This is a genomic window from Natronobeatus ordinarius (assembly GCF_024362485.1).
GTDB classification, from domain to species: Archaea; Halobacteriota; Halobacteria; order Halobacteriales; family Natrialbaceae; genus Natronobeatus; species Natronobeatus ordinarius.
In genome coordinates, this window is the sequence record NZ_CP101456.1 from 3,387,517 (window position 1) to 3,401,530 (window position 14,014).

General features: G+C 67.0%; 10 protein-coding genes and 1 pseudogene. 6 read left to right on the forward strand and 5 right to left on the reverse strand.

Features of this window, described 5'->3' with window-relative positions:
• Positions 1–109: 109 nt before the first annotated feature.
• Entirely contained in the window at positions 110–3,217 is a 3,108-nt protein-coding gene (locus tag NMQ09_RS17230) for an efflux RND transporter permease subunit (RefSeq protein WP_255191813.1), read from the reverse strand.
• A gap of 177 nt (positions 3,218–3,394) precedes the next feature.
• On the opposite strand from NMQ09_RS17230, the gene NMQ09_RS17235 reads away from it, so the two are divergent.
• Entirely contained in the window at positions 3,395–4,039 is a 645-nt protein-coding gene (locus NMQ09_RS17235) for a DUF8102 family protein (RefSeq protein WP_255191814.1), read from the forward strand.
• A gap of 24 nt (positions 4,040–4,063) precedes the next feature.
• On the opposite strand, the gene NMQ09_RS17240 is transcribed toward NMQ09_RS17235, so the two are convergent.
• The gene (locus NMQ09_RS17240; protein WP_255191815.1) at positions 4,064–4,339 is read right to left on the reverse strand and encodes a hypothetical protein; all 276 of its coding nucleotides are present in this window, start codon (positions 4,337–4,339) and stop codon (positions 4,064–4,066) included.
• Positions 4,340–4,691: 352 nt separating this feature from the next.
• On the opposite strand from NMQ09_RS17240, the gene NMQ09_RS17245 reads away from it, so the two are divergent.
• Together NMQ09_RS17245 and NMQ09_RS17250 are read left to right on the forward strand one after the other, a co-directional pair.
• Positions 4,692–7,343: a valine--tRNA ligase gene (locus NMQ09_RS17245; protein ID WP_255191816.1), complete on the forward strand. Its 2,652-nt coding sequence runs from the start codon at positions 4,692–4,694 to the stop codon at positions 7,341–7,343.
• 61 nt (positions 7,344–7,404) lie between these two features.
• Positions 7,405–8,292 (forward strand): hypothetical protein, encoded by an 888-nt coding sequence (locus tag NMQ09_RS17250; RefSeq protein ID WP_255191817.1) that lies wholly within the window; start codon positions 7,405–7,407, stop codon positions 8,290–8,292.
• Between the two features lie 88 nt (positions 8,293–8,380).
• Here NMQ09_RS17250 and NMQ09_RS17255 read toward each other — a convergent pair whose 3' ends face one another.
• On the reverse strand, positions 8,381–9,109 hold the full coding sequence (locus NMQ09_RS17255) for a DUF1405 domain-containing protein (protein WP_255191818.1): 729 nt from the start codon (positions 9,107–9,109) through the stop codon (positions 8,381–8,383).
• Positions 9,110–9,209: 100 nt separating this feature from the next.
• Between NMQ09_RS17255 and NMQ09_RS17260 the strand changes: the two genes are divergently transcribed.
• Positions 9,210–9,953 carry an acetoacetate decarboxylase family protein gene (locus tag NMQ09_RS17260; protein ID WP_255191819.1) on the forward strand — a complete coding sequence of 248 codons (744 nt, stop codon included), beginning with the start codon at positions 9,210–9,212 and terminating at the stop codon, positions 9,951–9,953.
• Between the two features lie 69 nt (positions 9,954–10,022).
• Here NMQ09_RS17260 and NMQ09_RS17265 read toward each other — a convergent pair whose 3' ends face one another.
• Together NMQ09_RS17265 and NMQ09_RS17270 are read right to left on the reverse strand one after the other, a co-directional pair.
• The gene (locus NMQ09_RS17265; RefSeq protein ID WP_255191820.1) at positions 10,023–10,634 is read right to left on the reverse strand and encodes an alpha/beta hydrolase; all 612 of its coding nucleotides are present in this window, start codon (positions 10,632–10,634) and stop codon (positions 10,023–10,025) included.
• A gap of 61 nt (positions 10,635–10,695) precedes the next feature.
• Entirely contained in the window at positions 10,696–11,106 is a 411-nt protein-coding gene (locus tag NMQ09_RS17270; RefSeq protein ID WP_255191821.1) for a hypothetical protein, read from the reverse strand.
• A gap of 256 nt (positions 11,107–11,362) precedes the next feature.
• Here NMQ09_RS17270 and NMQ09_RS21185 point away from each other — a divergent pair.
• A pseudogene (locus NMQ09_RS21185) lies at positions 11,363–11,779 on the forward strand (hypothetical protein); the annotation flags it as partial.
• Between the two features lie 617 nt (positions 11,780–12,396).
• On the forward strand, positions 12,397–13,965 hold the full coding sequence (locus NMQ09_RS17275; protein ID WP_255191822.1) for a SagB/ThcOx family dehydrogenase: 1,569 nt from the start codon (positions 12,397–12,399) through the stop codon (positions 13,963–13,965).
• Positions 13,966–14,014: the final 49 nt, after the last annotated feature.

The following is a 14,014-nucleotide window of genomic DNA, read 5'->3' on the forward strand; positions in this document are numbered from 1 at the left end:
AAGATTTGCAGCCGTATACGACGAAACGAAAGTCGCGGAACGTGACGTTTCGGCCCGGTGACTCTTGACACTCGAATCCGATCGAGGTATCGAGCCGCCGCTCAGCCAGTCACGACGAGGTGAGCAGCCGTTCGCGCACCACGAGCAGGCACGGGAGGACGGTGACGCAGGCGACGAACGCGAAGACGATGCTCAGCCCCGTTACCAGCCCGAACCGCTGGAGCGGCGGGGCGAGCGCGAGCGCGAGGACGCCGAAGCCGGCTGCCGTCGTCGCCGCGCTGCCGAGCAGCGCGCCGCCGGTGCCCGTCACCGTGGCGACGAGCGCCTCGTCGAGCGTCTCGCTCCGCTCACGGGTCACGTCGTTCCCCGTTCGCGATTCCGGGGGTCCCGAGGACCCTCGCTTCTCCCGCTCGGCGACGAACCGCTCGCTCACGTGGATGGCGTAGTCGACGCCCAGTCCGATCGCCAGGCTCGTGATCACCGCCGTCTCGCTGTTGAACGGCACGTCGAAGACCGCCATCGTCCCGAGCAGCCAGGCGAGCGCGGCCACGACAGGCACGAGCGTCACCGCCCCGAGGGTGAGCGAGCGGTGGCGCACCCAGTAGAGTATCGTCAGGAACGCGAGGATGACCACGAGCGTCACCGCGAACGCCTGGACGAGCGTCTCGAGTAAGGCGTCCTGGACGACGGCGGTCGTGACGGGGCCGCCGGCTGCGATCGCGGTCGTAGGGGCGCTGGCCTCGATCGCGGCGGCGAGGTCGCGGGTGTCGTCGGCGACGTCCTGGGCGGCGGCGTCGCCGCGGACGTCCACGAGCAGACGGGCTGACTCGTACTGGCCCCCGTCCGTCCGATAGAGCACGTCGCCCGCCCGATCGGCGTCGGCCTCGAACAGCACGTCGTAGAAGCCAGCGACGTCCTCGTTCGGGAGCCCGTCACCCGTCGTGTCGCGGGCCTCGAGCGCCGCCGCGACGGCTTCGTGCTCGCTCGTCAGCTCACGAATCACCGACGGCGGTCCCTCGATCGCGGGCTGGCCACCGGGCCGGACGGCGATCGTTTCGCCCTCGACGCCGTCGCTCGCGTCGTCGATCGCCGTGAGGGTAGCGGGGTCGGTTACGTCCCCGGAATCCGTCCCGCCGATCAGCACCTGCGCCTGGCTCCCCTCGCCGCGCTCGAGGAAGTTGTCGCCGAGGTACGCGGCGTCGTCGGCGATCGTGTAGGTGTCGGGAGCGAACGGGCCGGGCAGCGATTTGGCCCACTCGGGGGCGTCCTGGGGCAGGAAGTCGGCCTGATTGAACTCGGTGTCGATGCCGGTCGCACCGTAGGCGCCGCCGACGGCGAGCAACAGCGCGAGGACGACGACCGCGAGCGGCGCCCGCCGGACGAGGCCGACGACGCCCAGCAGCGCGCGGTTGACGACGCCGGCACCCATCCCGAAGGGCTCTTTCGCCCGGTCGCGGTCGAACCGTCTTTCCAGTAGCTCGTCGACCTCGACTTTCAGCGCCGGCACGAGCGCGCCGAAGACGACGAACGTCGCGAGGATGCCGCCGGCGCTCAAGATTGCGAAGTCCTGGATCGCCGGCAACGGACTGACGACGTTCGAGAGGAAGCCAACCCCAGTCGAGAACGTCGCGGCGGCGAGCGCGAGCACGACGCCCGCGAGCCCGAGGCCCATACCGCCGCGCGGACCGGGCAGGCCGCCGTCGGTCGCGCCGTCGCCGGCATCTGCCTCGGTCGCCGTCGCGTCGGGGCGCTCCTCGAGCGTCCCCGCTCTCGCTTCCCGATACCGCATCACGACGTGTAAGGAGTAGTCGATGCTCAGGCCGATCAGGAGGAAGGGGACGGCGATCAGCAGCTGACTGCTCGGGATCTCGAGCCACCCCAGGATGCCCGCGAGCCAGGCCATCACGAGGGAGATACCGACGACGCCGAGCAGTACGTCGACGAGGTCGCGGTAGGTGACTCCGAGGACGAACAGCACGAGCACGAGCGCGACGGGCGTGATGATCGCGAAGCTGTCGCCGACGGCGCTCGCCGAGGCCGCGTCGGTGACGCCCTGGCCGAAGACGAACGCGTCGTCGAATCGCTCCTCGACGAGCGCGTCGATCGCGACCTGGGCGTCGTAGGCCGCCTGCGGCTCGTCCTCGGGCCCACTGTCGTCGACCTGGAAGAGAAAGGCGATCCGCGACTCGGCTTCCGTCGAGCCCGGTTCGTAGTCGGTCGGGAGGAACTCGTAGGCGTCCTCGCCGCCCTGGTCGGCGCCGGGGTCGAGAACGTCCGCGAGCAGCGACTCGACCTCCTCGTCTGAGCGGGACTCGAGGGCGTCGAGCTGCGCTTCGAGTGGTGGCATCCCCGCCTCCTCGAGGGCCTCACCCTCTGCCTCGAGTTCCTCGCGGTCGTCCTCGAGGCGTTCGAACTCCGCGGCGAGGACGCCCGCCGTGCCTCGCTCGTAGAGCTCTCCACGTTGTTCGCTGAGCTCCTCGAGGCGCTGTTGATCCGGGGCGTCGTCGTCGGCCTCGAGTCTCACGAGTTCGTCCTGGACTGCCCGGAGCGTCTCCGCCGTCGACTCGAACGCCGTTCGCTGCTCGTCGGTGAGCTCGTCACTCGCCTCCTCGAGGACGTCGTCGTACTGGGCGTCGAGGTCGGCCGTCCGCTCGTCGTAAGTCGACTCGTCGATCGCTCCGGCCTCGTACTCGAGGCTCGCCGTCGTGTACTCGGTCTGGAGCTCGACGACCGCATCGAGGGCCGTCTCGAGGCGGGTGGCGGTCTCGTTCAGTTCCTCAGCTCGTTCGCCGAGTTCGGCTCCGCGGTCCTCGAGTTCGGCGGCCCGGTCCTCGAACACCGCGCCCGTGGCGACGACGTTCTCGAGGGCGACGAAGCCCTCCTCGTCGAGGGTCGCGTTCAGCGTCTCGTTTTCGTGGACGTCTCGCTGGAGGTACAGTCCCTCGAGTAGCGAGTCACGGGTGAGGACGTCCCCGCCCTCGTCGCGGACGACGAGCTGGGCGACGACGGCGTCGTCGGTGCCGTAGGTCGCCTCGATCTCCTCGAGCGCCGCGGTCTCCTCGGAATCGGTCTCGAACTCCCCGATTCCTGCGTCCTCTGACTCGCCGACGGCCGCCCCGGCGGCGACGACGAGCGTGAGCACGAGCAAGAGCGCGATCACGACGCGACTGTGCTCGGTGATGGCCGCTGCGTACCGTTCGGCGAGCCCTCGCGCCATGGATCAGCGCCACCCCCGGTCGTTCCCAGCAGGAGAGGCGACGGACGGCGATTCGGTCGGCGAAAACGAGTCACACACCGGCACGGCCAGTCGCAGCGACGTCATTGTGATCGGCTCAGGACCGTATATTCATATACCTTCGGTTGGATATTGGTGATGCGTAATCGAAAGTGGATTATGAACACTGACATCGAGCGCGACCGGGGCTTTCTCACCGAAGCCGACCGGGCGTACCTGCTGGGCGAGACGGAGATGAGTCACGAAGGGTCGAAGCGAAACGCGGAGGCGCGCATTCGCAACCGAACCAGACACGCGATCATCGACTTCGACCTGCTCACGCAGCTGCTCGCGAAGAAAGACCGCCGGCAGGTGTTCGACCGGGCGGGGAGCGACGACGAACTGCTCGGCGGGCTGACGGCGATGCTCGCGTTCGCCTACCTCGGACTGCGCGAGCAAGGTGTCGACTTCGAGGAGGTGCTCGTCCCCGCCGTCCGGAGCGCCGAGGGAGCCTACGCCGCCGACCAGCTCGAGGCGAAAGTCGCCGTCGACGTCGACTTCGACGTCGAGACGAGCGTCGAGGCGACCCACGAAGGGATCGCCGCCCGGCTCGCCGCGGGCGATCCCGTCACCCCCAGAGAGCTGTTCTCACTCGCCCTCGAGCGCGGTCACGACGTGACCGCGTACGAACGGGTCGTGCTCGCGACGACCGACGAGACGGACGAGACGTTCCTCGAGCGCCTCGCAGAGTATCACGGAGGTAGACTCGAGCGACCGACGGAATCGCGGGCCGTGATCGCGTTCGGCGGGCCAGACGGCAGCTGACGGATTCGGGGGTAATCGGTGCGCTCACAGCGCGACGATCACGAAGCCGATCGCGAGGAAAAACGACAGGAGCACCACGGTGCTGGGTCCCTCGTACGCCAGCCAGGGAATCAGCCCCGCCAGGTGGGCGACGAACGCGACTGTGAACGCTGACAGCAACACCACCGACGCATGACCGGAGACGAGTACCGCGACAGCGCACAGGACGAACACCGCGGCGATGCTCACGTCGGTCAGTAGCCCTCGTTTTGCGGTGAGGAGCCCGGCTGTTCCGCCTCGTGCGGCTGGTCGACCATCCATAATTCGTCTAGCTATTAGGTGATGGATATTTGTTCCGGTACTGGATCCGGTCGCGCATCGACGCCGGCGATCACTGTCCGACGCGGATTTCAACCGACGGACGAAACACCTAACATCGGCGCCGCACAACGGGTCACGTGATGAGTTCGGCAACGACGGCCCGTCAGTTCGCCGGCCCGAGCGACGCCGTTTTCGTAGGGGCCGCTTAGCCCCGCATTACCCACCCCGATTCGACGGATGTATTGTGTCCGACCGGTATTCACCGAACAACGACAGGTATCATCATGGACGATCGATCACCGACGCGACCGAGACGAGAGCACCGCTCGCGCCTCCCGGAGGCGGTGAAAGCATGAGCACGGATGCAGAACAAAAAGAAGAGAGCGGCCTCGAGGGCAGCTACGACCCCGAGGAAATCGAGCCCAAGTGGCAAGGGCGGTGGGTCGACGAGGCGGTCTACGCCTACGAGGGCGAGCCGGGACAGGACCCGAACACGACCTACGCGATCGATACGCCGCCGCCGACGGTCTCGGGCAGTCTGCACATGGGCCACCTCTACGGTCACACCTTGCAGGACTTCGCCGCGCGCTTCCAGCGGATGGCAAACGGCGACGTCCTCTTTCCATTCGGCTACGACGACAACGGGATCGCCAGCGAACGGCTGACCGAGAAGGAACTCGACATTCGTCACCAGGACTACGAACGCCGGGAGTTCCAGCAACGCTGCCGCGAAGTCTGTCAGGAGTACGAGGCGGAGTTCACGGAGAAGATGCAGTCGCTTGGCTGCTCGATCGACTGGAACTCGACGTACAAGACGATCGAGCCCCGGGTGCAGCGCATCTCCCAGCTGTCCTTTATCGACCTCTACGAGAAGGGCCGCGAGTACCGCAAGAAAGCCCCGGCGATCTGGTGTCCGGAGTGTGAGACGGCTATCTCGCAGGTCGAGATGGAGGATTTAGAGAAGGGATCGCACTTCAACGACATCGCGTTCGAAGTGGTCGGGGAGACGCCGCCGCGCGAGGAGTTCGTCATCTCGACGACCCGGCCGGAGTTGCTGCCGGCCTGTGTCTCGGTGTTCGTCCACCCCGACGACGAGGACAACCAGGATCTCGTCGGCGAGACCGCCCGGATTCCGATCTTCGGTCACGAGGTTCCGATCATCGAGGACGAGCGCGTCGACATGGAGAAGGGAACCGGCGTCGTGATGTGCTGTACCTTCGGTGACCAGAACGACATCGAGTGGTACCAGGCCCACGACCTGCCCCTCCGCGTCGCGATCGACGAGACCGCGACGATGACCGACCTCGCCGGCGACTACGAGGGACTGTCGACCGAGGAGGCCCGCGAAGCCATCGTCGAGGACTTAGACGAGGAAGGCTCCCTGCGTGACCGCCGAGACATCAACCACGTCGTCCAGGTCCACGAACGCTGTGACACCCCCGTCGAGTTCCGCGTCTCCAAACAGTGGTACGTCGAGGTCCTCGATCACAAAGACGAGTACCTCGAGGCCGGCCGCGAGATGGACTGGTACCCCGAGAAGATGTTCACCCGCTACCAACACTGGATCGAGGGACTCGAGTGGGACTGGCTCATCTCGCGTCAGCGCGACTCGGGCATCCCGTTCCCGGTCTGGTACTGTAGTGAGTGTGACCACGAGATCCTCGCGGAGAAAGAAGACCTCCCCGTGGACCCCCTCTCGGACGACCCGCCCGTGGACACCTGTCCCGAGTGTGGCAACGACGAGTTCGTCCCCGAAGAGGACGTCTTCGACACCTGGGCGACCTCCTCGCTTACCCCTCTCATCAACGCCGGCTGGGACTGGGATCCCGACGACGGGTTCACGATGGACCATCCGGAACTCTATCCGTTCGACCTGCGTCCCCAGGGCCACGACATCATCTCCTTCTGGCTGTTCCACACCGTCATCAAGTGCTACGAGCACACCGGCGAGGTGCCGTTCGACGCGACGATGATCAACGGCCACGTCCTCGACGAGAACCGAGAGAAGATGTCCAAGTCGCGGGGCAACGTCGTCCACCCGAGCGAGGTGCTCGCCGAGTACCCCGTCGACGCCGTGCGCTTCTGGGCCGCGAGCGCCGCCGTCGGCGACGACTTCCCGTTCTCCGAGAAGGACATCGTCGCCGGCGAGAAACTGCTGCGCAAACTCTGGAACGCCTCGAAGCTGGTCGATCACCTCGCGCCGACCGATCCCGACGAGCCCGACGACCTCGAGGCGATCGACCGCTGGCTGCTCGCGGAACTCGACGACGCGATTTCCGACCTCACGGAACACTTCGAGGCCTACGAGTTCGCGAAGGCTCGGGACCGACTGCGGACGTTCTTCTGGAACACGTTCTGTGACGACTACCTGGAGATCGCGAAGACCCGCGAGGAGAGTCCGTCGACCCAGTACGCGCTGCGGACGGCTCACCGGACGTTCCTCGAGCTGTGGGCGCCGTACTTACCCCACGTCACCGAGGAGATCTGGCAGGCGGTCTACGCGACCGAGGCCGAGGGGCTGGACAGCATCCACACCCGCGAGTGGCCCACGGTGGCCGGCTACGAGGCCGACCTCGAGGCCGGCGAGACGGCGATGGAGGTCATCTCCGCGCTGCGCCGATACAAGAGCGAGCGCCAGCTGCCGCTGAACGCCGAACTCGAGTCCGTCGCCGTCTTCGGCGCCGTCGAAGGCTTCGAGGAGGCGATCCAGAACGTGATGCACGTCGGCGAACTCGAGGTGCTCGAGGAACAGCCCGAGGTCACGACCGAGGTGGCCTCGATCGACCTCGAGTACGCGACGGTCGGCCCCGAGTACGGCGCGAAAGTCGGCGAGATCGACGCGGCGATCGACGACGGCGAGTACGAACTCGACGAGGGCGCGGGCGTGCTTCGGGTCGCCGGCGAGGAACTCGAGGAAGCCATGTTCGAGGTCTCCCTCGAGCGCACCTACTCGGGCGCGGGCGAGATGCTCGAGACCGAGTCGGCGGTCGTCGTCGTCGAGTGACTACAGTCGCCGTTTCACCTTGCAGTACAGTTATGAGATCGTTCGTCGCCACGTCCAGACGATGGTGTCGCTGTCCCGCCGGAGATTGCTCGCGGCGGTCGTGACCGGTACGGTCGGTGCCGGGATCGCTGCCGCCGTTACAGGTGGGCCGGACCGGCCGGCTGCCCTCGATGTCGACTGTCCCGACTACGGCGAGGACGTGGCCGCGGTCGCGTGCAACGATCACCGGCGACTCGGGGTGACCCTCGAGCCCTCGACGACTTCGGTCGCGGCCCCCGGAACGATCACGTTCACCCTTCGCAACCGCTCCCACCGGGAGTTCAGGACGAACTGGTTCGGCTGGCGACTCCACAAACGCGTCGACGACGACTGGGTCTTCGTCGGGCCGAGGCGCGTCCCGCTGCCGTTGCACGTGGTCCGGCCCGGAGGAACGCTGACGTGGACGGTCACGCTCCGGTCGGACCCGTCCGGCAGAGATATCGATAGCTCGTCGGAGACGATCGAGTGGCCCGGCCTCGGGCCCGGCACGTACGCGTTCGGGATCGACGGCTGGTCCAGCGACGCGGATCGCGACTCGAAGACCGCCCTGAGCGAGACGTTCGCGCTCGATGGGGCGTCACCCCCGCTCGAGCCCGCAGACGCCGTCGAGACGGTCGAGTGGGAGGACGACGTCCTCGTCGCCCGGACGGATCGACTCGAGTCGGCCGATCGGCCGACGGCGTACGAACTGGACCGCGTCGACGATCCGGACGACGAGGCCGAGCGCATGATCCTCGAGCAGGTGCTCCAGGACGGGCGGTTCCGGACGACGCTCGCGCTGGCGCTGGAACACGGAGCCGACCGCGTTCGACTGGAAGACGACGACCGCGGGCACAGCCCCCTCTCGTGGTTCCCGGGCGTCTACGAGTACGAGGGGAAGGGCTACCGTCTCGAGACGGCTGAACTGTGAGGCCGGCCCACGTGCCGGCGGCGATTCGACGGCCCCGGAAACCGACGGTGGCCTCGAGTCCCGGGAATGGGAACGGCCGGAGCCCCCGTCAGGGACCGGAGCCGTCGACTCGCGGTTCCGACCCGGGCCCCGTTCCGACGCCGGCGCGTTCGCACTTCTTCACGCGCGTCGCGAGCGCGAGGAAGAGGGCGAGCAGCGTGAACGACGTCTCGCCGGCGGCGATGACGCCCAGCGCGTCGGCGCCGAGGTACATCGGCGTGTCGCGGGGGATCGGGATCGCCGTGTGGTGGGGCTCACCCACGATGGGAATGAAGTAGTCGACGACCAGGTCCACGCCGTACCACGCGAGGGCGACGGCGACGGCCCAGACGGGGAAGTCGGTGATGCGGTGGAGCACAAACGCCTGGACGACCATCGCGAGGTGGCTCCAGAAGAGGAACTGGTACATCGCCGGATGCAGGTAGGCGTACTGTTCGTAGAATGCGAGGAGGGTAAACGGCGTCCACAGCCCGAGGATGATATTCCCGAAGAAGGCGAGGGCGGTGAGCCAGGGCTGTTCGTAGCCGAGTTTCCAGCTGGCGATGGCGAGGGCGATCAGCAGCGTCGCGACGGGGCTGTCGGGGACGAACGGCCACATCACCGTCGGCGTCGCGGCGAACTGGTGGCGGTAGTACCAGAAGCCGAAGGCCGTCCCCGCGAGATTGATCGCGACGATCAGCCAGGCGAGGCGGAGGCCGAGGTCCTCGATTCGTCGGGGGACCGGCGCGAGGTACCTGGGCAACGGATCACGGTCGGGCAACCCGGTCTGGGCCGTCATCGTCCGGGCCGACGGACGGAGGCCGCAAAACCGTAGCGGTCGATCGTCGATCGTCGCGACGACCCGTACCCCTATCGTCGTCGTCCACGTCAGGTCGCGTATGCAACCGCAGTCGAGGAAGCTCTCGACGGGCCAGGAGGTCGCGCTCCCGCTCGAGCTGGCGTTCGCGATGGGCGGGGCGATCTTCCCGGCCAGCCGCCGGCGACTGGCGACCGCCCTCCCCGACGGGCTCGCCCCGCTCGCGATCGCCCCCGGCGTCGCCCCCGTCGCGCTGGTCGGGATCGGCTACCGCCGCGTCGGCGGCTCGAACGCCGACGGACGCGACGGCCCGGACGACCGACGCGGCCTCGAGCCGTACGACGAGTTCGGCGTCATCGTGCCGTGTACCGCCGGGAGGCCGATCGCTGGCGTGCTCGAGGGCGACGTCGGCGGCTTCGTCCACTGGCTGCCGGTGACGACCGAGGCATCGGTCGCTCTGGGCGAGCTCTGGGGCTACCCGAAGGAGGTCGCCGACGTGACCGTCACCGACGGGCCGACCGGGATCAGGGCCGTCGTCGAGGTCGACGGCGAGCGCGTCCTCCGGCTCGACGTCCCGAGGGGGCCCCGGCGCGAGCGCGAGTGGACGCTGCACAGCTACACGACGAAGAACGGGGAGATCCTGCGGACCCGCACCGAAATCGAGGGGGAGGTGGCCGTTCGACCGGGGATCGGCGTCTCACTCGAGTGGGGAACCGGCGAGGTGGCGGCGGGCCTCCGGCGGCTCGGCGTTCGAAGACTGCCGCTCGTGCGGTTCGCCGGCTTGCGCGTCGAAGCGCGGCTGTTCGAGGGACGGGCGATGCGATAGCTGGGGCTCGAGCGTCACTCGAGCCAGGGTCAGACTCGAGCCAGGGTCGGACTCGAGCCAGGTCGGTCCTCACCCGAGCGTGCGACCGAAGAAGTCGCCGACTTCCCGGGCGACCTTCGCGTCCTGACCGACGAAGAAGTGGTCCGCCGAACAGGAAATCACCTCGCCGTCCAGCGCCCGCGCACGCTCGACGACGGGTTCCCAGTCGACGGTCGTGTCGCGCTCGCCGTAGAGCACCTGTACCGGCGTCCCAGACTCGAGGTCCGCGAGCGCGGGAACGACCTTGAGGGCCGATCCGAGGCTCGCGGTCGGCGCGAGCGCGGCGATGGCGGCGACCTCGCGGTCGACCGTGGCGCTCGCGAGGATCGACTGGGAGGCGCCGAAGCTGAAGCCGAAGACGCCCACGCGGTCGTAGCGGTCGTCGGCCCACCGGATCGCGTTCCGGACGTCCTCGCGCTCGCCGTAGCCCTCGTCCCACTCACCGTAGTCGATCCGGAGACAGGCGATACCACGTTCGGTGAGCGCCTCGCTCACCGCACGCAGGCGGCGATCGCGGCGATTGCCGCCGTGCTGGGGGTGGGGTGGGCAGGCGACGACGATCGCCGCCGGGGTAGCGTCCGAGTCGGGTTCCTCGAGCGTTCCCCGGACGTCCCGGCCGCCGGGGATCACCACGTCGGTCATACCCGCCGGTTGGAACGCCCGGTGTATGAATCGCCCGCGTCGTCGCTCGAGTGGCGACCGATCACGAGCAGCGGACGTCCGCGCTCTCGAGGAACGTGGGGGCGTCACCGAGTCCGTACTCGAAGACGACGCGAAGACAGTGCTCGCCGGATTCGCCGTCGGTTCCGAGCAACTCGTACCTCGTGGGCTGGTCGTCGACGACGCCGTGGATCGCAACGGGTTCGGCGTCTGCCGGTGGTTCGCTCACGGTCGATTCGCTGGTCCCCGGAGCCACCTCGTGTGACTCCCACGCCTCGAGTCCGTCCGTCGTTTCCACGGCGAAGTGAAACACGTGTCGGGCGTTCGTCTCGTTCGCGAGCTCGACTTCTAGTTCGCGAACCGTAACTGCATCGCCACCGAACGCCGTGCAGCCGGACAGCAGAGTGATCGTTGCAGTGCTCCCGGCCAGGAACCGCCTGCGCGTGGAGGGCATCGATTGTGGGTAGATGCTGTCCGACGTTATTTAAATATAACGCAACAATCTCCGAACATCTAAGCAAGAAATTTCGTGCGAGGACACGCCGACGGAGCGGCGTGTCCCCGCGGCGTTTCTGTATCACGCTGGACTGTCGTACCGCCGGATCGAACCGTCCGTTGATCGCTCACACGAGGCGATTCGACACTGGTCCCACCGGCCCAAGCACCTGTTCGAACCTGACTGCCAGAATCGCTAAGAGGTCGCCGTCGACGAGACGAAAGTCGAAGTCGACGGCGAAGAGGTGTACGTGTGGGCGGCGGTCGATTGTGACACCCTAGAGGTACTGGCTGTCGAGGTGTCTCCCGGCCGATCGAATCTTGATGCGCTGCTGTTTCTCAGAGACGTGCTGAAACGGGGCCGTGGTCGCCCGCTGATTCGGGCTGACCGCGGCCCCTGGTACGACTGGCCGCTCGAACTCCTTGACTGCGACTACGAGCGCGAAACCTGTGGAAATCGCTCATTCATCGAAGCCTGGTTCGGAATCCTCAAATCCCGAACCAGGCGCTTCTGGCATCGATTTCCCGCTATAGTACGGCTGACTCAACGAGATCGGAGCTCACAGCCTTCGCCGCTCTCCACAATGCGACGGTCTAACCTTGACACCCCCAGAGTTAACAAACGTAGTTAATTATATATATATATATTCCAATCACATAGGAGGTATTGAAATATCTGGTAATCACTAGCGGAAAAGAAGACGCACAGTCCTGAAATCGATCCCTGCCGCCTTTGGCGTCGTCGGAGCAGGTACGTTGGCAATCCCATCGACAGTCTCAGGTACACAGCGGCAGGAAAAAAAGGACAAAACGGCATCTACTGACATGGGTAAATTTGAATTGCCAAAAGAACCCCAGGATCCAGAGTCTGTTGACCCTGGAACGAGATGGGGTGACCATTCGTCTTTAGCTAAGACTGCTGGTTATACTCTGTGGCAGAATTATGCTTAATGGTATTAGTCGAACGAATCTAGCGGCTGAACCGCTGATGCGGCTGAGAGTCAACAGTACAGATAATGCAGAGACTGCTTTTTCGCCCCGCAGCGGTCGTATACTGACGAAACCCACCTCCAAAACGGTGTTATTCGGTATTACTCTGAGTATTAGCTAAAGACGGATGCGCCTCGTCCAGTTATGCCACCCGTCCGTTCGCGTTCTCCACTGCTACTACGGGTGCGTCCGTTCCGCAGCAAGTGCCGATACGTCGCCACGCCCCCAGGCTTTTCGCCTCGGCCGTGGGGGTGTCGGTATGGGCGAGCGACCGCAGGTCTCCGCCGTCGAGTACCACGACCGGACGAAGCACAGCCCGAAGAGCGTCCGCGAGGGCGGCCACCGGCTCGACTTCGACAACAAGCCGACGCCCTACAAAGTGTACGAGGACCTTCCGAGCCGATCGCTGCCCGACCCCCTCGAGCCAGCGGAGCCCGCGCTCGCCGCGATCGCCGAGCCGACACCCGACGGCGACCCGGCTCGAGCGCCCGACGTCGAAGCCCTTACCGCCCTCTGTCAGTACGCCGCCGGGATCACGAAGGAACTCGAGGTGTACGGCGAACGTCGCGAGTTCCGCGCGGCGGCGGCCACCGGCGCGCTCTACCACGTCGACCTCCACGTCGTCACGGGCGATCTCCAGGGGCGCGAGGGGGACGGACTCGAGGCAGGCGTCTACCACTTCGATCCCCGCTCGCGCTCGCTCGACGTCCTGCGCCGGGGCGACTACCGCGGCGTCCTCGCCGAGGCGAGCGCGTACGGGTCCGTCGCCGACGCACCGCTGTCGGTCGTCGCGACGTCGACGTGGTGGCGCAACGCCTGGAAATACCAGGAACGGACGTTCCGCCACGCCTTCTGGGATTCCGGGACGATCCTGGCGAACCTCCTCGCCGTCGCCCACGCGCTCGAGCTGCGCGCCGAGGTCGTCACCGGCTTCGCCGACGAGCCCGTGGTCGAGCTCCTCGGAATCGACCCCGAACGCGAGGCGCCCCTCGAGCTGGTCGCGGTGGGGGCGGGCGAGGAGGCACCGGAGCCGCCAGCCGTCGAGTCGATCGACCCCGACACCGCCCCACTGTCGCCGACCGAGCAGGCGTTCCCGCTCATCCACGACGCGTGGGCGGCCGGGGTGCTCGCGGACGGGGCGGCCGCCGAGGCGTGGCGACGCGATCGTCCGGAGGGACCGATCGGCACCCGTGATCCCGGCGACGGCGAGCGCGTCCCGCTCGAGCCAGTCGGTCGGGAGACGGCCTCGAGCCGGCCGCTCGAGAACACGATCGTCAGGCGCGGCTCCTGTCGGGAGTACGACCGGGAGCCGATCAGTTTTCGGCAGCTGTCGACGGTCCTCGACCGGGCGGTTCGTGGCGTTCCGATGGACGTTCGTGGCGAGCACGAAGAGACGGCGAGGACCGAAGAGCCGCCGCTCTCATTCGTCGACCCCTACCTGCTCGTCAACGCCGTCGAGGGGCTCGAGCCGGGGGCCTACCACTACCACCCCGCCGAGGGCGAACTCGAGCGCCTCCGGGCGGGGGAGTGCCGTCGAGAGGCCGGACACCTCGCGCTCGACCAGCGACTCGGCCTCGACGCCGCCGTCTGCGTCTACTTCCTGACCGACCTCGAGGCGATCGTCGACGCCCTCGGCGACCGCGGCTATCGAGTGGCGCAACTCGAGGCCGCGCTGACCGCCGGTCGGCTCTACCTGGCGACGTACGCCCACCGGACGCTCGGGGGGACGGGGCTGACGTTCTACGACGACGTCATCACGGACTTTTTCGAGCCACGGGCGGCCGGACAGACGCCGATGTTCCTGTACACGCTGGGACGGCCGGCCTGAGGGCGACGCCGCTCCACCCCAACGAACTTCCCCATCGGCGGGGTACGAA

Bases quoted from the DNA above. Each gene is read 5' to 3' on its own strand.
- NMQ09_RS17250 (WP_255191817.1), top strand. From the start codon at position 7,405: ATGGTGTCGCTGTCCCGCCGGAGATTGCTCGCGGCGGTCGTGACCGGT.
- NMQ09_RS17260 (WP_255191819.1), top strand. From the start codon at position 9,210: ATGCAACCGCAGTCGAGGAAGCTCTCGACGGGCCAGGAGGTCGCGCTC.
- NMQ09_RS17230 (WP_255191813.1), bottom strand. From the start codon at position 3,217: ATGGCGCGAGGGCTCGCCGAACGGTACGCAGCGGCCATCACCGAGCAC.
- NMQ09_RS17255 (WP_255191818.1), bottom strand. From the start codon at position 9,109: ATGACGGCCCAGACCGGGTTGCCCGACCGTGATCCGTTGCCCAGGTAC.
- NMQ09_RS17245 (WP_255191816.1), top strand. From the start codon at position 4,692: ATGAGCACGGATGCAGAACAAAAAGAAGAGAGCGGCCTCGAGGGCAGC.
- NMQ09_RS17235 (WP_255191814.1), top strand. From the start codon at position 3,395: ATGAACACTGACATCGAGCGCGACCGGGGCTTTCTCACCGAAGCCGAC.
- NMQ09_RS17275 (WP_255191822.1), top strand. From the start codon at position 12,397: ATGGGCGAGCGACCGCAGGTCTCCGCCGTCGAGTACCACGACCGGACG.
- NMQ09_RS17270 (WP_255191821.1), bottom strand. From the start codon at position 11,106: ATGCCCTCCACGCGCAGGCGGTTCCTGGCCGGGAGCACTGCAACGATC.
- NMQ09_RS17240 (WP_255191815.1), bottom strand. From the start codon at position 4,339: ATGGATGGTCGACCAGCCGCACGAGGCGGAACAGCCGGGCTCCTCACC.
- NMQ09_RS17265 (WP_255191820.1), bottom strand. From the start codon at position 10,634: ATGACCGACGTGGTGATCCCCGGCGGCCGGGACGTCCGGGGAACGCTC.